General features: G+C 63.7%; 19 protein-coding genes. 7 read left to right on the top strand and 12 right to left on the bottom strand.

Going from position 1 to position 22,077, the window contains the following annotated elements; genetic code table 11:
• Nucleotides 1-13: 13 nt before the first annotated feature.
• From DK926_RS07390 to DK926_RS07375, 4 genes are read right to left on the bottom strand one after another with little or no spacing between them, the layout of a single operon-like run.
• Nucleotides 14-1,294: a SpoIIE family protein phosphatase gene (locus tag DK926_RS07390; protein WP_114329865.1), complete on the bottom strand. Its 1,281-nt coding sequence runs from the start codon at nucleotides 1,292-1,294 to the stop codon at nucleotides 14-16.
• Entirely contained in the window at nucleotides 1,291-1,722 is a 432-nt protein-coding gene (locus tag DK926_RS07385) for an ATP-binding protein (protein WP_243636696.1), read from the bottom strand. The genes DK926_RS07390 and DK926_RS07385 overlap by 4 nt, the downstream gene beginning before the upstream one ends.
• Nucleotides 1,719-2,102: an STAS domain-containing protein gene (locus DK926_RS07380; protein WP_114329864.1), complete on the bottom strand. Its 384-nt coding sequence runs from the start codon at nucleotides 2,100-2,102 to the stop codon at nucleotides 1,719-1,721. The genes DK926_RS07385 and DK926_RS07380 overlap by 4 nt, the downstream gene beginning before the upstream one ends.
• 18 nt (nucleotides 2,103-2,120) lie before the next feature.
• Entirely contained in the window at nucleotides 2,121-2,618 is a 498-nt protein-coding gene (locus tag DK926_RS07375) for a pyridoxamine 5'-phosphate oxidase family protein (protein WP_114329863.1), read from the bottom strand.
• Nucleotides 2,619-2,867: 249 nt separating this feature from the next.
• Here DK926_RS07375 and DK926_RS07370 point away from each other — a divergent pair, with 249 nt between their 5' ends.
• The 5 genes from DK926_RS07370 to DK926_RS07345 all read left to right on the top strand — a co-directional run bounded on the left by DK926_RS07370 (nucleotide 2,868) and on the right by DK926_RS07345 (nucleotide 10,040).
• Entirely contained in the window at nucleotides 2,868-4,316 is a 1,449-nt protein-coding gene (locus DK926_RS07370; RefSeq protein ID WP_114329862.1) for a glyceraldehyde-3-phosphate dehydrogenase, read from the top strand.
• A gap of 230 nt (nucleotides 4,317-4,546) precedes the next feature.
• Nucleotides 4,547-4,981: a DUF6069 family protein gene (locus DK926_RS07365; protein WP_114329861.1), complete on the top strand. Its 435-nt coding sequence runs from the start codon at nucleotides 4,547-4,549 to the stop codon at nucleotides 4,979-4,981.
• A 187-nt stretch (nucleotides 4,982-5,168) separates the two neighbouring features.
• Nucleotides 5,169-6,020 carry an arabinofuranosidase gene (locus DK926_RS07360; protein ID WP_347812638.1) on the top strand — a complete coding sequence of 284 codons (852 nt, stop codon included), beginning with the start codon at nucleotides 5,169-5,171 and terminating at the stop codon, nucleotides 6,018-6,020.
• 43 nt (nucleotides 6,021-6,063) lie between these two features.
• Complete coding sequence (locus DK926_RS26620) at nucleotides 6,064-7,752, top strand: HNH endonuclease signature motif containing protein (protein ID WP_165839532.1); 1,689 nt, start codon at nucleotides 6,064-6,066, stop codon at nucleotides 7,750-7,752.
• A gap of 386 nt (nucleotides 7,753-8,138) precedes the next feature.
• The gene (locus tag DK926_RS07345; RefSeq protein ID WP_114329859.1) at nucleotides 8,139-10,040 is read left to right on the top strand and encodes a carbohydrate-binding domain-containing protein; all 1,902 of its coding nucleotides are present in this window, start codon (nucleotides 8,139-8,141) and stop codon (nucleotides 10,038-10,040) included.
• Between the two features lie 8 nt (nucleotides 10,041-10,048).
• Here the strand turns inward: DK926_RS07345 and DK926_RS07340 are convergent, their stop codons facing one another.
• A complete protein-coding gene (locus DK926_RS07340) occupies nucleotides 10,049-10,450 on the bottom strand; it encodes a MarR family transcriptional regulator (RefSeq protein WP_114329858.1) in 402 nt (133 codons plus the stop codon).
• Complete coding sequence (locus tag DK926_RS07335; protein WP_114329857.1) at nucleotides 10,447-11,871, bottom strand: MFS transporter; 1,425 nt, start codon at nucleotides 11,869-11,871, stop codon at nucleotides 10,447-10,449. Before DK926_RS07335 ends, DK926_RS07340 begins: the two co-directional genes overlap by 4 nt.
• 128 nt (nucleotides 11,872-11,999) lie before the next feature.
• Between DK926_RS07335 and DK926_RS07330 the strand changes: the two genes are divergently transcribed.
• Nucleotides 12,000-12,362 (top strand): hypothetical protein, encoded by a 363-nt coding sequence (locus DK926_RS07330; protein WP_114329856.1) that lies wholly within the window; start codon nucleotides 12,000-12,002, stop codon nucleotides 12,360-12,362.
• Nucleotides 12,363-12,372: 10 nt separating this feature from the next.
• Here DK926_RS07330 and DK926_RS07325 read toward each other — a convergent pair whose 3' ends face one another.
• The 3 genes from DK926_RS07325 to DK926_RS07315 form a co-directional block, all read right to left on the bottom strand.
• Nucleotides 12,373-13,164, bottom strand: a complete 792-nt coding sequence (locus DK926_RS07325) for an SDR family oxidoreductase (RefSeq protein WP_114329855.1) — start codon at nucleotides 13,162-13,164, stop codon at nucleotides 12,373-12,375.
• A 44-nt stretch (nucleotides 13,165-13,208) separates the two neighbouring features.
• Nucleotides 13,209-13,541 carry a GntR family transcriptional regulator gene (locus tag DK926_RS07320; RefSeq protein WP_114329854.1) on the bottom strand — a complete coding sequence of 111 codons (333 nt, stop codon included), beginning with the start codon at nucleotides 13,539-13,541 and terminating at the stop codon, nucleotides 13,209-13,211.
• A 161-nt stretch (nucleotides 13,542-13,702) separates the two neighbouring features.
• A complete protein-coding gene (locus DK926_RS07315) occupies nucleotides 13,703-14,647 on the bottom strand; it encodes an iron-siderophore ABC transporter substrate-binding protein (RefSeq protein WP_114329853.1) in 945 nt (314 codons plus the stop codon).
• A 210-nt stretch (nucleotides 14,648-14,857) separates the two neighbouring features.
• Here DK926_RS07315 and DK926_RS07310 point away from each other — a divergent pair, with 210 nt between their 5' ends.
• Nucleotides 14,858-16,117 carry a DUF3500 domain-containing protein gene (locus DK926_RS07310; protein WP_347812636.1) on the top strand — a complete coding sequence of 420 codons (1,260 nt, stop codon included), beginning with the start codon at nucleotides 14,858-14,860 and terminating at the stop codon, nucleotides 16,115-16,117.
• Nucleotides 16,118-16,209: 92 nt separating this feature from the next.
• Here DK926_RS07310 and DK926_RS07305 read toward each other — a convergent pair whose 3' ends face one another.
• The 3 genes from DK926_RS07305 to DK926_RS07295 are packed head-to-tail and all read right to left on the bottom strand — an operon-like array spanning nucleotide 16,210 to nucleotide 21,832.
• A complete protein-coding gene (locus DK926_RS07305) occupies nucleotides 16,210-16,791 on the bottom strand; it encodes a phosphoribosylanthranilate isomerase (RefSeq protein ID WP_114329852.1) in 582 nt (193 codons plus the stop codon).
• Nucleotides 16,792-16,814: 23 nt separating this feature from the next.
• Nucleotides 16,815-19,145 carry an MMPL family transporter gene (locus tag DK926_RS07300; protein ID WP_125833387.1) on the bottom strand — a complete coding sequence of 777 codons (2,331 nt, stop codon included), beginning with the start codon at nucleotides 19,143-19,145 and terminating at the stop codon, nucleotides 16,815-16,817.
• Nucleotides 19,146-19,159: 14 nt separating this feature from the next.
• Entirely contained in the window at nucleotides 19,160-21,832 is a 2,673-nt protein-coding gene (locus DK926_RS07295; RefSeq protein ID WP_243636695.1) for an aminotransferase class III-fold pyridoxal phosphate-dependent enzyme, read from the bottom strand.
• Nucleotides 21,833-22,077 lie beyond the last annotated feature (245 nt).

The raw sequence follows: 22,077 nt of genomic DNA, 5'->3' as shown, positions 1-22,077 counted from the left end.
GACAGGCGCGGTCTCAATGGTCCAGTGTCGCAGGAAATCCGAGCGCCAACAGAGCCACATCGTCCTGCAGACCGCTACCGAAACTGTCGAGGAGTTCGGCCAGACGGCCGATGATCGACTGTGCACTGGTGGGCGCGGCCTCGGTCGCGAAAGTCTGCAGTGCACCGTCGTCGTCGTACCGAGCCCGACCGGGCCCTACAACAGCTTCGGTGAGACCGTCGGTGTAGAAGGCCAAGACGTCCCCAGGCCGCAGAACCACAGTCGCCGCAACGAAGTGGGCGGACGCGAACGCTCCGACGAGCTGGCCGCCGCGGGTGTGCACGTACTCCGCCGTGCCATCTGCCTGTAGCCGTAGCGCCGGAGGATGTCCTCCGCTGGCCAGATGGACCACGACACCGTTTTCGCCGAGGGTGATCGTTCCGTACACGACTGTGCAGAATCGGGGATCGTCACCCCGAAACTCTTGATGCAGAACGGATTTGAGATTGTGCAGGACGGCGATCGGGTCGCGGTCGAACACCGCTGCTGCGCGCAGCGTATACCTGGTCAGCGATGTGACGGCAGCCGCCCCTGCGCCCTTGCCGCTGACGTCGCCGAGAAAGAACGCCCAGGTGGCGTCGTCCAACGGGAAGACGTCGTAGAAGTCGCCGCCCACCTCGTCGAGCGACGCGGGGTGATAGAAGCCTGCCACTTCCATGCCGGGTGGTGCCACCAGCACGGGAGGAAGCAGTGTTCGCTGCAAGGTCGAAGCGAGAACCTGGACCTGCGTTCGCTCCGCCTCGGCGACTCTCCTGGCGTCCTCGGACTCGTCGAGCGCGATCCGAGTTCGACCCAGAGCTTCTTCGGCGTCGATCTGCGCCGCGTGCGCTGTGTCGCGGTCCGAGATCAAGGCATTTTCTCGTACGACGTGATCGCCCATGGAGTGAACCGAGATGACCACCGCGGCGTCGCCACTCGCCGATATGCGGTGGTTGGCCATGAGCGACACCGGATTACCGCGAGTCGAGTCGGGTGCGGCCAAATCGGCTGCGGCCCCTGTCGACGCGCCGTCGGAGTGCGACGCGACCGCCAGAAGAACCGATAGCGTCTCGACACTGTCGTCGGTGAACAGCCGGGTGAGAGGCAATCCGATCACATCGCTGCGATCGCGTCTCACGAGGCGAAGCAGCGTCGTGTTGATGTACAGAACGGCCTCCGAGTCCGCGTCGACGACGACGATCCCGCAGGGAGCGTCGTCGACGAACTCCGAGATCCCCTCGGCCGAAAGGCTTTCGGGACCGCCCGGGGCGGTCATGACGACGCGGGTTCCGACAGACTCCAGACGATGGTCACCACCGTGCCGTCGTCGGTGTTGTCGACGTCGAGGTTGTCGCTGACTGCTTCGATGAGTGCGAGACCGTGGCTGCGGTCGGGTGTCGGGGTGGGTGGCTGCCAGGTCCCTGTATCGGAGACGGTCACGGTGAGCACGTGCGATTCGTGGGTGGCCGTCAGCGTCATCCCGCCGTTGCTTTCGGAGCGGGCGTAGGCATGTTCGACGACATTCGCCAGTGCCTCGTACGACGCCAGTTCGATGGCGTCGACGACACTGTCAGCGACCTTCAGTCCTGTTGCCCACTTGCGTACACGACGTCGCAACGTGGTGGCGGCGTCCGGCACGGCGGGGCTGGTGTGTGTCCAGCGGTCGGGGTCCAATCCGGGCTCGTCCATTGCGGTGTCGGTCACGACCGAGCCGCCTGAGCTCTGTCCCGGATGTAGTCGACCGCGGCAGGGATGCTCGCGAACGTCGACATGACTCGATCGATACCACTCAGCTGAATCGGCAGCACAACTTGATTGTTCACTGCAACGAGCGCCATCGTCGCAGCGGCCGGCAGATGCTCGTGGGTACGAACGAGTTCGGTGATCGCGCTCGACGCCAAAAATCGCACGTCGGACAGGTCGACGACCAAGCCGGCCTCTGCCGATTCGGCTACCGGCCGCGCCGTGTCTGCCAGATTGCGCACGGTCGATACGTCGAGTTCGCCGCTGACTGTCAAGATCGTCACATGCCCATCGCGGGTCACCTGCGCATGAAATTGCCTGCCCGAAGGCTCGGTCGTCATGGATCGTTCGCCTTTCGGTCAGAGGTCGACGGTGTCATTGCTTCCCACATCCGGTTTCTCGCCGGTGATGCGGGATTTCGCGTAGGCGATGAGTGTGGAGACTTTCGAACCCGGCGCCGACCAATATTCTGCACCTTCCGCGTGAACCTTGATCAGCACGACCTCGGTGGACTCGGGCCCGTTGTCGAACCAAGCGGCCGCAGCTCGGTTCCACAAATCCTTCTTCTTCGCGACATCGTCGACGACGATCTCCGCGGTGCCGGACAAAGACACCCAGGCAGTCCCGGATTGGAATGCGACGTTCACCGAATCGTCGGCACGAATGTCCTCGACCTTGCGTGAACCGTTGCGGGCGAAGAACCACAAGTCGCCGTCGAACTCCGTCTCCTGCAGCGCCATCGGTCGAGACAGCAGATGCCCGTCGCGGCCGATGGTGGTGAACATGCACAGCTTCGAATCGCTCATCAGCTCGGCAACCTTCGTGATTCCGGCTGCGTGGTCGTCGGTGGAAGTCATGCCGCGACAGGTACCCGTCACGAGCTTGAAGGAAACACCACCACGACACCGTCGAGCTCGATTCTTTCGTCCGTGCAGCGTGTCGATCCGACGCAGATTCTTACGGCAACAGCCGATTCCGACTGAATTGATTCAGGATTTCCGGTCGGTCGAACTCCGTGCGAACAGCTTCGACGCCGGAGTATGTTCCGCTCGTACGTTTCGAGGATGCGACGGCGAGGCGAAATCCGGGGAACCTAGGATGTCCTCGTGTCCTCAGTAGAACTCGCCCGTTGGAATGCCCAGGAAGCGATCGCAGAGTCGATGATCCCGATCATCGGTACATTGCATCGCGCGAAGAATGTGACGATCCTTCTGCACAGCAGGTCGCTGGTGAACAAGTCGGTGATCAGCATTCTTCGAACACACCGCTTCGCTCGGCAGATCAGCGGCGAGGAGCTGTCGGTCGACGAGACGTTCCCGTTCCTGCAGGCACTGGCCGACTTGGATCTGAGGCCGTCGAAGATCGATCTCGCTCTGTTGGTGATGGCCTACCACGCCGACGATCGTGGTCTGTCGGTCCCCGAATTCACGGCGGAACAACTGGCCGAGGTCACCGGCGCTGACCCCGACGAGCCGCACGCCGGGCCGCGTGACGTGGTGCTCTACGGATTCGGCCGGATCGGTCGCCTCGTCGCTCGGTTGCTGATCGAGAAGTCGGGATCGGGCGGAGGGCTGAATCTGCGCGCCGTCGTCGTGCGCAAGGGTGGGGAAGGCGACCTGGCCAAGCGTGCGTCGCTCCTCCGACGCGACTCGGTTCACGGCAAGTTCAACGGCACGATCAAGATCGACGTGGAGAACAACGCGCTGATCGCCAACGGCAACGTCATCAAGTTCATCTACAGCAACGACCCGTCGGGTGTGGACTACACCGAACACGGCATCAACGACGCGATTCTGATCGACAACACCGGTAAGTGGCGCGACCGCGACGGGCTGTCCGCGCACTTGCGTCCCGGCATCGCCAAGGTTCTGCTCACTGCTCCCGGCAAGGGTGACGTCCCGAACATCGTGCACGGGGTCAACCATCTGACCCAGAACCCCGACGAACAGATCTTCTCGTGCGCGTCGTGCACCACGAACGCGATCGTCCCGCCGCTGAAAGCGCTCGACGACGCATTCGGCATCGTGCGCGGACACGTCGAGACCGTCCACTCGTTCACGAACGACCAGAACCTGCTGGACAACTTCCACAACGCGGACCGTCGTGGACGTTCGGCGCCGTTCAACCTCGTGCTGACCGAGACCGGTGCAGCGTCGGCCGTCGCGAAGGCGCTGCCCGAGCTGAAGGCCAAGATCACCGGAAATTCGATCCGCGTTCCCACGCCGGACGTCTCCGTCGCGATCCTCAACCTGCAGTTGAAGCGTGAGAGCACCAAGGGTGAGGTGCTCGATTCGCTCCGGCTCGCGTCGCTGACGGGCCCGTTGAGCCGCAACCTCGACTACACGGCCGCAACCGACGCGGTCTCGAGCGACTTCATCGGTTCGAGGGCCGCGTGCATCGTCGACGCGAATGCTGCGATCGTCGACGGTGACACCGCCATCGTCTATGTCTGGTACGACAACGAATTCGGCTACTCCAGCCAGGTCGTGCGTACGGTGCAGTACCTGTCGGGCATCGAGTACCCGATTTATCCGGCAGTCGCGTCGAACAACTGACAGTGCCCGACGCTCCCCGCACGCCCGAACCGGGCGTGCGGGGAGTTCGTCGTTCCGAGAACGGTTCGACTAGGCCTCGTCGGGACAGTCGCGACGACCGAACGTGAGGATGCCTGCACCCGTCCGTGCGACTACGCGCGACTTTTCACGGTGTCCGATGATTTCCGCGATCCCGCCGAGTCGGATCCGTCGACAAGTTCGATGCAACCCACCAACGACGGGACTTCATCATGACGATCTCGGCTTCGCCCACTCGTTCACTGTCGCTTTCTCGGTGGCAGGCAGTTCTCTTCTCGGTGCTCGCCGCGCTCGCGGCCAACCTCGTGCTGTGGCTGATCGGGCTCGCCGCAGGCGGATCGTTCGAACTGACAGAGGCGGGCGAGACCATGGCCGTCGCGCCCGGAGGTGTAGTGATGTTGACGGTCGTGCCGATGGTCGTCGGCATGGGGCTGGCTGCGCTCGTGTCGCTGCGATGGGTCGGTGTCGTGCGGGTGGCTCAGGTCGTCGGCGTGATCGCGCCGCTGGCCACGATCGCAATGACCATCTCGGCCGACTTCGACGCAGCTTCCACCGTCATGCTGTCACTCATGCACGTCGTCATCGCCGGCGTGGTGTTCGTCGGATTGGAGGCGATGCGTCGGGGCCTTCTGGTTTCGACGCGTTGATCGCGCGATCGGCGCAGAGCGCACTGCCCGAACCCGCCCGTACCGAGCGCTTTTCAGCCATACTGCTTCGGTGAACAAGACCGGGGGGTCCCGCCTTTCGATAGGTCTCGTGCTGCTCGCCGTCGTCGCCTTGCTTGTTTCGGGGCAGGGGATCAGTGGCGCCGAACCGCCCGCCTGGCGATACACGATGGTGGCGTTCAGCAACACGAACGACCGAGACATGGACGTGTACGAGTCCGGAGACGGCACGCAGTTCGCGCCCGTCCAGCTCGGTGCGTTCCGGCCGCAGTCGGGGCTGGTGCGTGACCCGAGTATCTTCCGGCACACCGACGGGTCGTACTACCTGACGTACACCACCGGCAGCGGGGCAACCATCGGTTTCGCGCGCAGCGTCGATCGCGTCAGCTGGACGCCGATGGGGAACTACCCGGTTCCGTTCTGCTGTGCCTTCTTGCCGGGCACAGGGGATGGGACTGGTTCCGCGAGTTTGCCAGGGTTCACGGGATCTGCAGGGTCGTCGGACGGCCCGTCGTTGTCGCCGTTCACCACCAAGGCGTGGGCGCCGGAGTGGTTCGTCGACGGCAGCAGCGTGAATGTCATCGTCTCGTTGTCGACCGGAGGCGGGTTCGTGCCCTACCTGATGACGGCGTTGAATCCGTCGCTCACGGCGTGGAGTTTCCCGGTGCCGCTTGCCGGGATCGGGGCGGACCACATCGACACGACTGTCGTCGAGGTCGGAAACACCTATCACGCGTTCACCAAGAACGAAACGACGAAGGTCGTCGAACACGCAGTCTCGTCGTCCCTGGCCGGGCCCTACACGTTCGTGCCGCCCGGAAACTGGGGGTCGTTCGTCGAAGGGCCTGCGGTGGTTCAGCTGCCCAACAGGGATTGGCGGATCTATCTCGACAAGTACACCGAGAACAAGTACCTCTACTCGGACAGCTCGGACGGACTGCGGACCTGGTCACCGGTGAACGAGCTTCCAGGTTTGTCCGGAACGGTCAGGCACGTCGGCGTGCTGAGGGAACCTGCCTGACAGAGACCTTGCGGTTAGAACATGCGTTCGATAGTATTGGTCCATGGGCGGGGATGCTGACACGATCGACGCGAATATCGGTGATGTGACCGGTGATTCGTCGGACGAGACGTGGCGCAGGTCCGAACGTGAACTTCTTCAGGATGCCGTCGCGTTGTCGCAAAGAATTCAGGATTTGGAGATCGAACGGATCCGTCTGGTACGTGCGATCGACGACAGGGTTCCCGCCGAAGTCCTCGGATTCAAGAATGTGCGGCCGTGGCTGGTGGCGTCGACGTTGCTCGACAACTTCGCAGCCGGCCGGATCCTCGCCCTGGCCCGCGGACTGAAACACCACAAGCCGGTCGCCGACGCGTTCTACACCGGATCGATGCCCATCGACCTGGCGGTGATGCTGCTGAACTTCTGCGAGAAGCCGCCTGCGAAGATGCCCGAGGAGGCGATGGAACCGGCGTTGGCTGCCCTGGTCGCCGCAGCGACCGGTCCACGCGCCAACCGGGACGTCGTCCGGGACGGCATAAAGACTATCGACCACATCTTCGACTCCGACGATCCGCCGCCGTCCGAAGACCTCGATCGCAACACCCTGTACGCGTCGACCACGCTGAACGGCCGCGTCGCCGTCAAGGCCGACCTCGACGCAGCCACCGGAGAACAATTCCTTACCGCACTGTCGGCACTGTCGAAACCCGTTCCCGCACACGACGGCACCCCCGACCCACGAACCCCTGCCAAACGCCGCGCCGACGGATTCACCGAACTCGTCGAACGCTATCTCGCGTCGGGCACAGGCCCGACCGAGGGCGGAGAGAAGCCGCACATCAACCTGCACATCCGCGCCGACCACCTCGCCGACATACACCGCACCCGCAACCACGAACCACACGAGCGCTACGACGACGAACCCGCCGACGATGAGTACGCCGACGGACACTGCTGGGACACGGCCTGGGACGACGCGCTGCACCGGCTCCTCGCCGAGGAAGCGATCGCCGGGCTGAATAGCTGCGATGTGCCCGTCGACTGGGATATCACCGGGGGCTGGGACCCGACCGTGTCCGCAGACTTACGCGTCAAGCTGCTGTCCTACGGCGATACCTGGAACGAAGCCGACCACTGGACCGCCTGGGCCCAGCAATTCGATGAGACGCAGCACTTCGATCAGGCACAGCAGTTCGGTGGGGCCGACGATGCTGGGTCGACGCACGAGCGGGTGCGGGACACTTCGTTCTACCGTGACCTGATCGACGACGCCGGTGTCGGCTGGCTGCCGTGGACCGGGCCGGTCACCGTCACGACCGCACGTCGTCTGTCCTGCGACTGCATACTTCACCCGATCTTTCTCGACCAGAATCATGTACCGATCGACCACGGGCATTCCGAACGGACCGCGTCCCGCAAACAGCGTCGAGCACTGGTCGCACGCGATCACGGGTGCGCCTTCCCCGGCTGCACACAACCACCAGCGTGGACGCAAGCGCACCACATCCAGCATTGGATCGATGGCGGACCCACTGTCCTGGACAACCTCGTACTGCTGTGCGGGTACCACCACCGGATGCTGCACCACTCCGATTGGGAAGTGGTGATGGGCACCGACCGGCATCCCGAATTCATCCCACCCGCCAGCGTCGACCCGTTCCGGCGACCCGTGCCATCGAACCGAAGCCCACGCAGCAGACCAGGTGCCCGGAGCAGAACGGGCCCACCGCAACAGAACGACCCGACATAGACCGGTCGCCGCACACAACTACACACCAGCCCTGCATCGGACATACGACCCGGTGCAGGGCCAGACGCGCGTCGCGGTAGTCCGTCGAGGGAGGGCCGCGCCGTGTCTGCTGTACGGGGTGCGTAGAGCGCGGAATCGACGCGCACGCGAAACCCTTCAGGGTTCGGTCTCGGCCTGCCACCGTCGAAGTATTTCGTATTGCTAAGCAGGCCAAGCGATTCCATGACCTACGAATCTCGGGATAATTCGCGCAAAAAAAGCTATCTGTCGGTATACAGCCGAAGAGCAACCAGTCGGTTCCGTACGTCCACCAAGACAAACTCTGTGTCTATTGTTAACTACTGGGGTTCATGATGCCATTGGGGTATTCCTACCGAGGCGGATAGATGAACCGTTTTGCGCTCGTCCCTATCGCAATTCTGTCCCTGGTGGCCGGCGCGGTGATTCGATCGCCGCACGCCGTGGCCCAAGACGCTGTCGCGCTGGCGCCTGCCTTCGTGCTGTCGCCGGCGACGTCCGGCGCGGTGTTCGACGAGAGTGCTGCCCCAGGTGGGCGAACACTGGGAATGTGGTCCCAGTCGACCGCGACGGCTCAGATGACCACCCCGTCGGCGACGGGATTGACGCTACGCGCGCGTGGCGACAGTTGCCTGGGCGCGGCCAAAGTGTCCGTCGCCGTCGACGGCAAAGCGGTGGGCACCGCGACGCTGTCCGGGATCTGGGCGAACTACACCATCAAGACGGCGCTCGCGGCTGGAAATCACTCTGTTGCAATCACATTTACCAACGACTACCGATACGGGTCGTTGTGTGACCGTAACGCATACATCGGTTCCGTGACCGCGATCGCCGCGGCCCCCACGACAACCAAGCCGCCGGTGACCACGACGACGAAGCCGCCAGTGACTACCACGACGAAGCCGCCGGTGACTACCACGACGAAGCCCCCGGTGACCACGACAACCAAGCCACCAGTGACTACCACGACGCCCCCGACCACGACGCCGCCCGTCGACACCGGCAAATGCGGAGTCAACATGTACCTCGCGTCGTATTACAACAATCTGACCGCGACCGGCACGCCGGTGACGAGTCGGTGCGAGTACTCGGTCGGAAACACCTGGGACGCACAGTCTCCCGCCCCGGGCGTCAACGCAGGTAACTTTTCGGTCCTCTACACCGGTTCCATCGATTTCCCGACGTCGGGCACCTACAACGTCAACGCTCAAACCGGGTTCGTCGGAGTGCAGGCGAAGATCGACGGTAAGCCGTTGATCGACTACTGGCCCAACCAGACCTGGGGGCGCTACCACACGACCACGAACGTCACCGCCGGAATTCATACGGTCTCGGTCGCGGTGTCGAACCCGACGAAGAATGGGCATCAGCACTTTTCGATCACTCCGGCGGGAACGAGTCCGGCATCGAACAACGGCAACTACTTCGCTGCCAATTCCTTCTGGAACCAGCCGATTCCATCGAATGCGATCGTGCATCCGAACAGCGAAACGTGGCGGACCATGGTCGCGAACGACTCTCGGAACAATGCCATCAACGTGAACTCGTCGCAGTGGAGCACCGGCATCTACAAGGCGCCCGCAGGCACGCCGACGACCACTGTGCGAGTTACCAATTCGAACAAGACCATCACTGTTCCGTACCTGTCGTCGTACAAGCCGACGCCGGATGCGGACGCGCATCTGTCGATCATCGACGAGAGCAACGGCTGCTTGTACGAATTCCAGGCGTTCAATGCGAGCAACAAGACCGCAATCGCTCAGGCCAGCTACCCGGCATACACGGGATCGGGTGCACACGCGAGCGGGCCGGCGCACTCGGGTGGTGAACTGTCGTACGTCGCCGGCATGATCACCCCTCAGGACGTCAGGGCCGGCGTCATCGACCATGCGCTGCGTTTCGCGATACCCAACAACTCGTCGGAATTCTTTTATCCGGCAACACGTTCGGACGGAACGGTGTCCGGTGGGGTCCCGGAAGGGGTCAGGATTCAGCTCGACCCGAATCTGAATCTCGACACGCTGGGGCTGACGCCGTTCCAGAAGATGGTGGCCAAGGCGTTGCAGACGTACGGCGGTTTCAACGCCGACGGTGCCGCCAACTTCGCGATCTACGCGCAGAGCCCTGACGACGGTTCCACGTATCCGATGTCGCTCGACGCGCTGCCCAAGTCACTGATCGGTAAATTGCGCTACCTCGCACCGACATTCACGTCGACGGATGTCCAGATGGCGACGATGTTCGACAGCGGGTGTCAGCAGCAGCGTTGATCGGAGGCCTATTCGAGCAGTGTGGCGACGATGCGTCCCAAGCTCGCGAGGTCGTCGTCGGACAAGGCCGAGAACGACTCCGGGGGTGTGGCAAGGGCACGGTCGGCGCACGCGGCGATGTGACGTCCCTCGTCGGTGAGTTCCACGAATCGTCGACGGCGATCCTCCGGGTCCTGCGTGCGCACGAGGAAACCGCGGGCTTCCAAGTCACGTAGGGTGATCGAGACGTAGGCAGGATCGGATCCCAGTAATTCCGCGAGCGCACCAGCGGACATCGGGCCGGCCTGAAGCCGCCGCAACAGCTTGCACCGAAAGAAGCTGACGCCCGTTGCGGCAACGACGGCGCCGTGCGGATCGGCTACATCGAACATCAACGTGCGCATGTCGCGCCAGACGTCCTCGGTGCTCACGCCACCTCCTGTGGCACCCGTTCGGCGACGCGTTCCGCCGTGGCTCGCGCCCAGGTTCCCGTCGTCACCACCGCCAATGCCAGCACGACCACACCGGCTCCGAGAAGGACGAACCAGGCGGGGCGGGCCGCGTCGACGAAGCCGTCGGCGAAGCTGCCCACCATCCCGGCGGTGACGATCGAACCGACGACCGCGACACCGAGAGACTGTCCGACCTGACGACTGGTCGACGCGATTGCCGACGCGACGCCTGCTTGGCTGCGCGGCATCCCGGATACCGCTGTGTTAGTGATCGGCGCGTTGACCATTCCGAATCCGATGCCGAACACGATGTACGGCAGCGCAAGCCACACGAACGGTGTGTCGGGACCGAGTCGAGTCAACAGTGCTCCGGACACGATGAATCCGATTCCGGCCACGACCAACGACGTTCGGGGGCCGCGAGATCCGGTGAGCCGTCCGGAGACCGGCGCGAGAATCAGCGTCATCAGCGCCATGGGCAACGTGTACAGCCCGGCGTGCAGCGGCGAATATCCACGTACGTCCTGCAGGTACAGCGTGTTGAGGAACAGGAATCCGCCGAGGGACGCGAACGAGCAGACAGCGATGATCGTGGCACCCGAAAAGGGGACGGATCGGAAGAAGCCCAGTTCGACCAGCGGTTCGTTTTGTCGAGTCTCTACGTACAGGAACCCGATCAGGGACAGTACGACCACCGATGCAGACAGGAGGATGGGTGTCGACGACCATCCTTTGCTCGGGATCTCGATGATCGTGAACACCACGCTCGCGAGCAGAACGATCATGAGAACCTGGCCGACGGGATCGAAACGGCGAGCGTGTGCGGCTTTGGATTCGGGCACGAACTTCCAGGTCGAGAACAGTGCAACGAGCCCGATCGGAACGTTGACCCAGAAGATCGACTGCCACCCGGCCGACGAGACGAGCGCCCCGCCGATCAGTGGACCACCCGCCATCGAGATCCCGACGACGCCACCCCACACGCCGATGGCGCCTGCACGTTCCTTCGGATTCGTGAAGGTGTTGGTGATGATCGACATCGCAACGGGATTCATCATCGAGCCACCGACGGCTTGCACCATGCGGAACGCGACCAGCCAGGCGAGCGACGGCGCGATGCTGCACAACAGCGAACCAGCGACGAACGTCGCGGTGCCGATCATGAAGAATCTCTTGCGTCCGAACCGGTCTGCGCTCGAACCGCCGAGCATCAAGAGCGAAGCGAGGACGAGGGTGTACGCGTCGATGATCCACTGAAGTCCGGACACCGACGCGTTCAAATCGGTGCGGATCGAGGGCAGCGCGACGTTCACGATGGTGTTGTCGATGCTGACGAGGAACAGGCTCATGCAGCAGATCGCCAACACCAGATAACGGTGCCGCTTGGTCAACTCGGTCATATGCGTCCAATACTTGTAGTACTACAACTATTAGCTGAAGTATGAAACTAGTTGGGCTCTACATGCAAGTCTCGGCCCCGGATTTCCCACATGTCGGTACTCTTGGGCGGCGACGGAGGGAGTCGACCATGGTGGACGGCGGGCAGATCTTTCGGACGGTTGCGAATGTGGTGAACAAGGGCGTCGTTCCGTTGCTTCGGCATGGTGGCCCGGTCGGCGCGAAGTTGAAGGAGTCGATGGCCGAGGTCACCTACACCGGGCGCAAGTCCGGCAAGGAGTTCACTCTCGTCGTGGGTTATCGGCGAGAAGGCGACACGGTCACGATCGGGTGCGTCATGCCCGACGCGAAGACCTGGTGGCGCAACTTTCTCGGGGAAGGTGCGCCGATGCGATTGACGTTGGGAGACAGCACTTACGACGCGCACGCGGTGGCGACGCGCGATGCGGACGGCACGGTGACAATTCGCGCGCAGTTGGCGTCTCCGAGGTAGAGCATCCCCACTAGGGGTGAATGTACGACGCTCCGTTGATGTCGACGATAGTTCCGCTGCACCACGCCGCCTCGGGGGAGGCGAGATGAACGATGGTCGACGCGATTTCCTCTGGTGTGCCGACTCGACCGAACGGGCTCTGGCTTCGGATCTCGTCGCCTGCGGGTCCGTTCAGCTTCCCCAGCTGGCGTTCACTGGAAACGAAGCCGGGCGCGACGGCAGTCACCGAAATGCCGTGCGGTGCGAGAGCAACTGCCATCGACTGGCTGAACGCGTGCAGTCCGGCCTTGCCTGCGCCGTATGCGGGGTAGTCCGGCTCGCCACGAAGCGCGCCGCGCGATCCCACCGACACGATGGCCCCGGGGCGGCCGCTGTCGATGAGGTGGCGCGCGAAGGCCCAGGAGAGGTGCGCGGTGCCGATCAGGTTGACCTGCACCATGTCTCGCCAAGCCGCTTCCCACTGCTCGAACGGGTCCTCGGTGATGCGATGACGGTTGTGCTCGGTGGGTCCGACTGCCGCGTTGTTCACGAGCACGTCGAGCCGGCCCAGTCGGTCGACAGCGCCGGAGACGATGCCGGGTCCTGCCGTCGTCGACGCGAGATCGCCGGACACCGCGACGTGCCCTGAGCCGTCGAGCAACCCCAGCGTTTCCTCGGCAGCTGCGGATGCCGAGGAGTAATGCACTGCGACGCGATAGCCTGCTGCGGCGAACGCGACAGCGGTTGCTCTGCCGATGCCCCGAGATGCGCCGGTGATCAGAGCGGTGCGCGTAGCGGTGTCGTCGTCGGGGTGAGGCTGCATGAATTCACTGTATTCACCCGGGGCGCGCGTCCCGAAATGCGGATCTAGGCGAAGCGAAAATCGTCACCGCGGCGGTGCAGTAGCCGGTCGTCCACGAGAACTGCGACGGCGTAGCGCACGGTCTTCTTGCCGACGCCGACCCACGACGCAAGCCGGTGCAGCTGCGGAAGCTGTTCTCCGGCAGCGATGACGCCCTGTTCGTGTAGGTCTCGCAGTTGCGTCGCGAGCTGGAAATAGACAGGAACGGCATGCCAGTGCCGCAGGGCGATCGAATGAACCCAGGTCGGCATCGCGGACGAGTCAGTTCGACTCGCTACGGTGTCGACACCGCCGGTGCCAGATGACTCGGCAGCCATCGGAGACAGTTGTTCGTCCATGGCTGTCGCCTCCCGGATAGCGCTCGTTCGTCGCCGGGGCGAGTTGGCGCCGACAACGAAGTAACTCACATTCTGGGCTACCCGGGGCCGGATTCGACAGCCTCGAATCCATCAAAAACGCATCAGCTTCCGGCGTGTCGTCGACGCCGCCGTCCACGCGATCAGTCCGTGCTGATCCTCGGAACCAACGTGTCGATTGCATACGGGATCGACAGGACCGAGTTGTACGTGATCGCCCCGCGCTGGTCTATCGACGTCGCGATGACGTTGTTCTGTCGTGCCGCACGCAGAGTGCCGAACAGAGGGTTCTCGGCGACGACGTCGACGTTCTCGTCGGTGCCCAAGAACAGGACGACGTCGGCGTCGAGCATCCCGATGTTCTCCGCCGATACCGGGACGAAGAAGCTTTCGCCGGTGTCCTGGCTGGTGATGGCCTCGGGTGTTTCGAGGCCCAGCGAGTTCAGGAATTGCCCGCGTGCGTCTCCGGGTAGGAACGCGCCGTACTGACCGTCGTAGGGGAGTACGGCGACGCCGGTCATGTCTGCGAATTCGGGATGGTCGGACTTGGCCTGGTTCAGCAATTCGGTTGTCTCGCGGTTCAATTCGTCACCGCGTTCGGGGACGCCGAGGGCGGTGGCGATGGTGGATGTCGCGTCCTCCCGGCTGACGGTGTACGCCGCGGTGCCCGCGGGGCGCGCAATCGTCGGCGCGATGTCGGAAAGTTTCGTGTAGACGTCCTCGTCGAAACCGGCGTTGATACCGACGATGAGGTCCGGAGCAAGTTCGGCGATCTGCTCGAGGTTCGGTTCGGAATCCGAGTCGATCAGGGTGAGCGGCGCGTCACCGACCGCCTCGTCGGTCCATGGGCCGAGTCCTGTCTCGTAGAACGAGTAGCCGGTATTGCCGACCGGGACCGTGCCGAGGGCAATGGCTGCGTCGGCATCGGAAACCCCGAGTGTCACAATGCGTTTCGGTGTCTCGTCGATCGTCGTGCTGCCGAAGATGTGCTCGATGGTGATGGATTCGTCGCTCATGGCGTCTCGATCGGTGTCGGAGCTGCACGACACCAGCGCTACCGCCAGCAACCCTATGGTCGTACTCGTCATCCACGTGTGAATCCGCAATTGCTGCCCCTTACCGGTGTCTCAAGTTAGGGCAGCATAACATTACCGTCCGAGTCCGGGTCCGACGACGCTGCCGAACTCCCGGCTGGCATCCAGCTGGCTCACAGGGTTCTTGCAGGAACGGCAAATATCGTCATTCACATGATGATTCGAAGTTCTTCCGCGACACGTCGCACACGAGGCAGAGTTGCCGTGGCCTCGCTGGTCCTCGCCGGCGGCCTCCTTCTCGGCGGCTGCGCGAGCGACGCCACCGACGCCGCGACGACGACGGCCGCAGCACAGCAGGTCTCCACGTCGCAGACGGCCACCACCGCCACTTCCACCGACGCGTCCACGACGGCCGAAACGATCTCCGCCACAACGGAAGCCGCCGAAGCGTTTCTGGCTACACTGTCCGACGAGCAGCGTGAGCAGGTCACGTACGCCTTCGACGACGAGACGAAGACGACGTCGTGGTCCAACTTCCCGGTCACCTTCGTCGATCGCGCTGGGCTGAACCTGGCCGATCTGACGGACGAGCAGAAGGCCGCGGCGCTGAACGTGCTCGAGGCGCTGCTCAGCGACGAGGGGTACGAGACGGTCACCGGCATCATGGGTGGTGACGAGTATCTTCACGAGAACAGCAGTTCGACCGAGGAATCGCTGGGACAGTACTACATCGCGTTCTTCGGCGATCCGTCCGATTCGAGCGCCTGGGAAGTTCAGTTCGGCGGCCACCACCTCGGAGTCAACGCAACCCTCGACGGCACCGAGGACTCCGTGACGTTCGCGCCGACTCACCTGGGCATTCAGCCCGCCGTCTACACCGACGCCGACGGCAACGAGGTGCAGCCGTTCGACGGTATCTACACCGACGCATTCGCGTTCTACGACAGTCTGACCGACGAGCAGAAAGCGACGTTGTATCAGGGAACCAGTGTCGCGAACATGGTGTGCGCACCTGGCAGCACGTGCGACTACCCAACGGGCACAGGGATTTCCGGTGCCGACCTGACGGACGATCAGAAGCAGCTCCTCCTCGAGGTCATCGCCAACTGGGCAGGTCTGGCCGACGAAGAAACGACGTCGGACGCACTCACGGAGATCGAGGCGACGCTCGACACCACCTACGTGAACTGGTCGGGTGCGACGACGTACGACATGAGCCAGGGTGACGGCATCTACTTCCAGATCTCCGGACCCGACGTCTACATCGAGTTCGCAGCCCAGCAGGGTTCGGCGGGTGCCGACGTCTCGGGCGTCACGACGTCGGGATGGGGCCACGTGCACACCATCTACCGCGATCCGACGAACGACTACGCGGGTAGCGCGACGCAGCAGGCAGGATCAGGTCCCGGGAGCGGAGCAGGTGCCCCGGGCAGTGGAGCTGGTGCCCCGAGCGGGGGAATGGGTGCTCCGGGTGGCGGACAGCCTCCGGCAGGTGAGATGGGAGCCCCGCCGGCTGCGGGCTGATCCGAATCTGCCCACCCGGCAGTGGCTTCGATGGTCCGTGGCAGCCAATAGACGGTTGCCACGGACCATCGATGCCTGCCCCGGCTTCGTTCCTACCGCCGAACCTCGGCGACGAACCGCTTGATCAATCGTGCGTCCTTGACTCCGCGCGACGACTCGATCCCGCTGGAGACGTCGACGCCTGCTGCTCCCGTGGCCGCGATGCCTTCACGAACGTTCTCGACGCCGAGCCCGCCCGCGAGGATCCACGGACGATCCGGACGCTCCAGACGGTCCCAGTCCCACGCCTCGCCCGCGCCGGCTGTCGAGCCGTCGATCAACAGATCGTCCTCGCCGATCGAGGTGTAGTCGGCTCCGGCTGTAACTGCGCGGTACACCGTGAGCCCGGCGTCGTGCAGGCGTGAGACATCGTCACTTCCCGCGAGGTCGTGCACCTGCACCGTGTGCAATCCGGCGTCGGACGCCGTCGCGAGTATGTCGGAGACGGTCGCGCCCTTGAATACGCCCACCGGCTCGGCGCGGCCACGCGTCAGCTCGACGAGAGGACGCGCATCCTCGACCGAGATCTGCCGTGGGCTTGGTGCGAAGACGAAGCCGATCGCATCCACGTCCAACGACAGCGCGACGTCGAGGGTCGACCGATCGCGAAACCCGCACAGCTTGATGAACGTCACGGGTCCAGATTACCGAGCTGTCGTCACCGGCTTCCCGACGCGTCTGTCAGCTCCCGTGTGTCCGACGGCTCGGCAGTCAGGTCGGCCCGTCGACGCGGTCCGGGGAACCACCAGTTCGCCGACGCGGCGACCGCCATCGCGGCGGGCACGACGACCATGCGCACCAGGGTGGCGTCGAGAAGCACCGCGATCGCGAGCCCGAAGCCGAACTGTTTGACTTCGAGTACGTCGCCCACGACGAGGGCGCCGAAGACCGCGACCATGATAGTTGCGCCTGCCGTGATCTGAGGACCTCCACGCGAGAGGGCCGTCAGCACGGCATGGTCGTTGTCGTTCGTCTTCTGCCACTCCTCACGCATACGTTCCACGAGGAACACTTCGTAGTCCATCGACAGTCCGAAGAGGAGGACGAACAGCGCGACCGGAATGAACGCCTGCACCGTCCCAGGGCTGTCGAAGCCCAAAATTCCTTGGCCCCAACCCCACTGGAACATCGCGACGGTGGCACCGAGCGCGGATGACGTCGCGAGAACGTTCAACACGACCGCCTTCACCGGAAGGAAGATGCTGCGGAACGCGAAGACGAGATACACCAACGACATCAGTAGCACTACGCCGACGACGAGTGGGAGCGAGTCGACCGTGACGGTCGCCAGGTCTGTGTACTGCGCGGTCACGCCTCCGACGAGGATGTCGAGATCGTTCTCGTCCGCAAGTCCGCGTATTCGTTCCACTGTCGCCGACGCGTCGGACGAGTCGATGGCAACGGAGGTCACCGCCTGGAGGTAGAAGCACGTGCGGTCGGTGTCCACGAGCGCGTCGACGATGGGTGCTGCTGTGGGCGCCGATACGAGGCGGTCCAGATCAGCGGGCGAGTGTCCGCCGAACTGATCGTCGAGCACGGATGTCAACGACACCACCGACGCGACGTCCGGGTCGCTGCCTACGGACTGGGTGAGGGCCGCGAGTGAATTCAGGTCTGCCTCATCGGTCGCACCTCGCCCGCACGCGAGTATCTGGACCGGGCCGACGCTGCCCGCCGAGAACGACTCCTGCAGAACGTGCTGACCGTGGCCGGACGGTGTGTCACGGAGCGAGGACAAACCGAGGTCCATGCCGAGCTCGATCCTGAACACAGGGACGGCCGTCAACGCCAGCAACAGCAAGGCCGGAATTCCGAAGGCCAACGGCCGGCGCAGTACCGCACGGCCCCACGCCTCCCATCGCCTCGATGACCCGTCGGACTTTCTCGGACGCAGCATCGCGGGAAGTGTCCCCTTCGCGACGCGTGTGCCGAGCAGCGCGAGGCCAGCCGGCAATGCAGTCAGGGCAACGACGACCGCGCAGAACACGACGAGGCTTGCCGCCAGTGCTATTTCGCGGAAGACATGTGCGCCGATCATGGCCAGCGAGCCGACGGACACGATGACGATTGCGCCGGATGTCACGACGGTTCGGCCCGACGTCGCGAGTGCACGCCCCACCGCTCCTTCGACGGACTCGGTGGCGAGTTCCTCACGAAAGCGGCTGACGACGAACAGCGCGTAGTCGATGCCGACTCCGAGGCCGAGCACGGTCGCGATGACGAGTACGAACTGACTCAGAGGGAAGATCGATGTCAACGCGGCCAGAACGCCCGTGCACAGAACGACGGCAGCGCCCGCAGCCGCGAGTGGTACCGCGGCGGCAACGAAAGCCCCGAGGACGAACAGCAGTACCACGAGAGCGACGGGAAGGCCGATGATCTCGGCGGTCTGCTGGTCGGCGACCTCGACGTCGGCCAGATCGTTGGACAGAGCCGACGCACCCGTGAGGACTGCGGTGACGCCGGTCCCCGCCCCGTACTTCGACACGGTCTCCTGGAGTTCTCGGCTTGCCCGCGCGCGATCGGGAGGTCCGCCGTCCATGGCGACCGCCACGTAGGCGACGGTACCGCTCGCCGCGACCTGACCCTGGCCGGCCGCATCGTACGGCGTGATAACCGATGCGACGGAAGGGTGCTCACGAACAGGACGTATCACCCGCTCGACGGCAGCGCGAAAGAAGGGATCGTCGACGGTCGTCTCGGGGTCCTCCGCCACGAACACGACTGCCTGTTGTTCGCTACCGAGCGCAGGGAACATGCGTGCGAGGTCTTGCTCGACCGCCGCTGACTGCGATCCTTCGACGGTGTAGTCGGGTGCACCGAGTTTCTGCTCGATCGTCGCTGCCGACACACCCGCCACCGCGAGTACGAGCGCGGCGAGGACCAGAACGAGGCGGGCACGGCGGGCGACCGCGCGGCCCCACCTGTCGAGAAGCGAGACAGGTGGGGCCGCCGTGACCGAAACAGTCGACGTCACATGGTTGTTCACGGATCGCCTGCGATCTAGGTGGCGAAGAAGCCGGCTGCGGACATGTCGGACACGCTGTTTCCGAACGCCTCCGCCACGACCTTCATGTCGGTGTCGGAATGCGCTGCGCTCAGCAACATCGTGTGCAGTTCGGGCATGTACACCCCGTGTCGACGCATGTAGTACGCCAGCGCGATGTTGGCCTTGATGTTGGAGCCCGCCAGCCGATCTCGGACGCGCTTGGGCTTGGCGTAGTCGAACGTCAACGAGAAGATCGACCGAAATCCCCTGACCGACAACGGCACGGACAGTCCCGCTGCGCGATCCCGCAGTTCGTCGGTGAGCCAGTCCGTCCTGCGCTCGAGGTCGTCGTAGATCTCTCGGTTCTCGTCGAGGTACGCCAGCGTCGCCGACCCTGCTGCGGCGGTGATCGAGTTGCCACTCATGGTGCCGCCGAGGAATGCCTGGCGTTCGATGTCGACGAACGGGTCCTCGGTAGTCTTCGCCATGGACACGACGTCGACATCACCGACGACGGCTCCACACGGAAGGCCACCGCCGATGATCTTCCCGAGGCATGTCAGGTGCGGACGAATGCCGGCGAGCGTCTGTACGCCGCCATATGCGACGCGGAATCCGGTGACCACCTCGTCGAAGATCAGAACGATGCGGTGCGTGTCGCATGCGCGACGCAGATCCTCGAGAAATGCACGATCGTACGAAGCCATCGCCGTCGGCATCGGTTCGACGAGAACGCATGCGATGTCGGACGCGGATTCGACGAGCCGGTCGATCGATCCACGTTCTCCGTACTGGAGCACAACGGTTTCCGAGACGGTCGACGCCGCCATGCCTGCAGTTCCCGTCGGCTCCGGGCGGTCGGCGCTACCGCTGTAGCGGAACCACGAACTGACGAGTCCCTGATCGGAGAAACCGTGGTAGTGACCTTCGAACTTGGCCACACGTTGTTTTCCGGTGTACGCACGAGCGAGTCGGACTGCCATCTGGACGGCTTCGGTGCCCGAATTGGACAGAATGACACGGTTGTCGGAGCCGAACGCGTCGGACAACTGCCGTGCCAGTGCGATCTCGGGCTCGTTGCCGAGAGCGTTGATCGAGCCCGCGGTTGCGGCCTCGGCGATTGCCGCAGTCTGCACTGGATGCGCGTAACCGAGGATGTGAGGGCCGTATCCGCACGACAGGTCGATGTAGTCGTTGCCGTCGACGTCGGAGAGAACGCTTCCCTGCGCCGACTTGACGAGAAGTGGGAAAGCGCTCGGCAGTGCGAACCGATCGAGGTGGGTCGGCGCGATCAGGCGACGATCCGGATCGCGCTTCTCGGCCATGGATTTCGGAATCCGGTCGCCGATCTCGCGATCGAACTGCTCGGCGACTTCTTCGCTCATGTACGGCGAGAAGCGATCGGTGAAGGTGCGCCCGTTCGCCCAGATGTCGATGTCGGGATCGATCTGCGAGATGAAACCCTCACCCGTCAGAAAGGCCAAGGCCAGCAATGAGAATCGTGTCGAGACACGAGCGTTGTACTCGCGGAGCAGCCGGGTCGCGTCGTCGAAGAAGGACATCGTCGACCAGCGGGCCGACGTCTCCTCGAAGTGGCGGCGAAGAACGACCTCCAGCTTCGCGTCGTATTCCGCTCGGTGATCGTCCAGAAGGCTGGGGTCGGCGACGAACGCACGTGTGCATCGCTCGACGGCGAGCTCCCACTGACCCTTGACGCACGCGTAGTAGAAGGACGCGAGATTCCATTTGTCGTTCTCGTCGAGGCGGCCGACCAGACCGAAGTCCAGCGCGATGATCTTTCCCTCGTCCGTGAACATCAGATTGCCCGGGTGCGGGTCCACGTGGAAGAAGCCATGAAAGTACGACATCGCATAGAACGCGTCCTGCAGACGGCGGGCGATCTCCGGTCGCGGGAACTTCACGGTTTCGAAGTCCGGGCCCGGCGTCGCGTGCACGAACTCCATGACGAGAACCTTGCGGCCCGTCAGATGATCCACAGTGGCGGGTACGCGCAGATGCGGGTGGCTGCGGAAGTTCTCCGCGAGTTCGTTCTGGCGGGCAGCTTCGGCCACCATGTCGGTCTGACCGGTCAGCAGAGGGCGAAGTTCGGCGAAGTGCCCGGGCAAGTCGTAGCTGCGTGCTCGTGTCGATGCGCGGTGGGCGATGGCAGCGAGGCGCCCGATGACCCACGCACTGGTGCGCAGCCGCAGGTCGACACCCGCCTTGACGACCTTGATCGCGACGTCTTGACCGGTGGCCAGCCGGGCCTTGTGAACCTGGGCGACCGAACCGACGGCGATGGGTGCCCAATCGAATTCGGCGAACACGGCCGTGACCGGACGTCCGAAATGCTCGTCGAGCACTTCACGCAGTTCCGGCGTGCTCATCGGTGGCAGATCGGCGAAGAAGGACCGGAATCGATCGGTCGCATCTTTGGACAGCAGCCCGGACTGCGTTCCGAGCACCTGTCCTGCCTTCATGTACAGCGGACCCATCCGTAGCAGGAATCCTCGGAGTAGACCCGCCATGAACTCGTCGCTTCTGAGTCGTTTCGGGCGCGTGTAGTAGCGGAGCGCGAAAACGGTCGTCCAGACGATGATGCGGATGGCTTCTCGAAACGTTCCGCGAACCAACTCCGGCAACTCCGCCAGGTGGCTCACGCCGAACAGCCGAGACGAATTAGACATGTGTATAACCCCCGTCTACACAATGGACGGACGCGAGAACCGCGTCCGCTGGAGCGGGCAGAAATCTACTGCAGCACTGTGCTGTAGTACAGATGTACGTCGGGGGCGTAAGGCATTTCGTCGGGCTGGTCAGCGAATTGTGCCTGGTCAGGGCGTATCGTCGCCGAATTGTGGTGAGTGCCACAGTTGCGGGCTATGCTGTGGCAATTCACCGAACGTCCACCGAACGACTACGAACAGTGCAG

It is taken from the genome of Rhodococcus sp. Eu-32 (assembly GCF_003336925.1).
Classification (GTDB): Bacteria; Actinomycetota; Actinomycetes; order Mycobacteriales; family Mycobacteriaceae; genus Rhodococcoides; species Rhodococcoides kyotonensis_B.
This window is presented reverse-complemented; position numbering and strand designations above follow the sequence as displayed.

What these genes read in the sequence shown, in the direction of transcription:
- DK926_RS07345 (WP_114329859.1), top strand. Translation starts at nt 8,139, where the DNA reads ATGAACCGTTTTGCGCTCGTCCCTATCGCAATTCTGTCCCTGGTGGCC.
- DK926_RS07335 (WP_114329857.1), bottom strand. Translation starts at nt 11,871, where the DNA reads ATGACCGAGTTGACCAAGCGGCACCGTTATCTGGTGTTGGCGATCTGC.
- DK926_RS07320 (WP_114329854.1), bottom strand. Translation starts at nt 13,541, where the DNA reads ATGGACGAACAACTGTCTCCGATGGCTGCCGAGTCATCTGGCACCGGC.
- DK926_RS07360 (WP_347812638.1), top strand. Translation starts at nt 5,169, where the DNA reads ATGGTGGCGTTCAGCAACACGAACGACCGAGACATGGACGTGTACGAG.
- DK926_RS07315 (WP_114329853.1), bottom strand. Translation starts at nt 14,647, where the DNA reads ATGACGAGTACGACCATAGGGTTGCTGGCGGTAGCGCTGGTGTCGTGC.
- DK926_RS07295 (WP_243636695.1), bottom strand. Translation starts at nt 21,832, where the DNA reads ATGTCTAATTCGTCTCGGCTGTTCGGCGTGAGCCACCTGGCGGAGTTG.
- DK926_RS26620 (WP_165839532.1), top strand. Translation starts at nt 6,064, where the DNA reads ATGGGCGGGGATGCTGACACGATCGACGCGAATATCGGTGATGTGACC.
- DK926_RS07325 (WP_114329855.1), bottom strand. Translation starts at nt 13,164, where the DNA reads ATGCAGCCTCACCCCGACGACGACACCGCTACGCGCACCGCTCTGATC.
- DK926_RS07330 (WP_114329856.1), top strand. Translation starts at nt 12,000, where the DNA reads ATGGTGGACGGCGGGCAGATCTTTCGGACGGTTGCGAATGTGGTGAAC.
- DK926_RS07375 (WP_114329863.1), bottom strand. Translation starts at nt 2,618, where the DNA reads ATGACTTCCACCGACGACCACGCAGCCGGAATCACGAAGGTTGCCGAG.
- DK926_RS07390 (WP_114329865.1), bottom strand. Translation starts at nt 1,294, where the DNA reads ATGACCGCCCCGGGCGGTCCCGAAAGCCTTTCGGCCGAGGGGATCTCG.
- DK926_RS07365 (WP_114329861.1), top strand. Translation starts at nt 4,547, where the DNA reads ATGACGATCTCGGCTTCGCCCACTCGTTCACTGTCGCTTTCTCGGTGG.
- DK926_RS07380 (WP_114329864.1), bottom strand. Translation starts at nt 2,102, where the DNA reads ATGACGACCGAGCCTTCGGGCAGGCAATTTCATGCGCAGGTGACCCGC.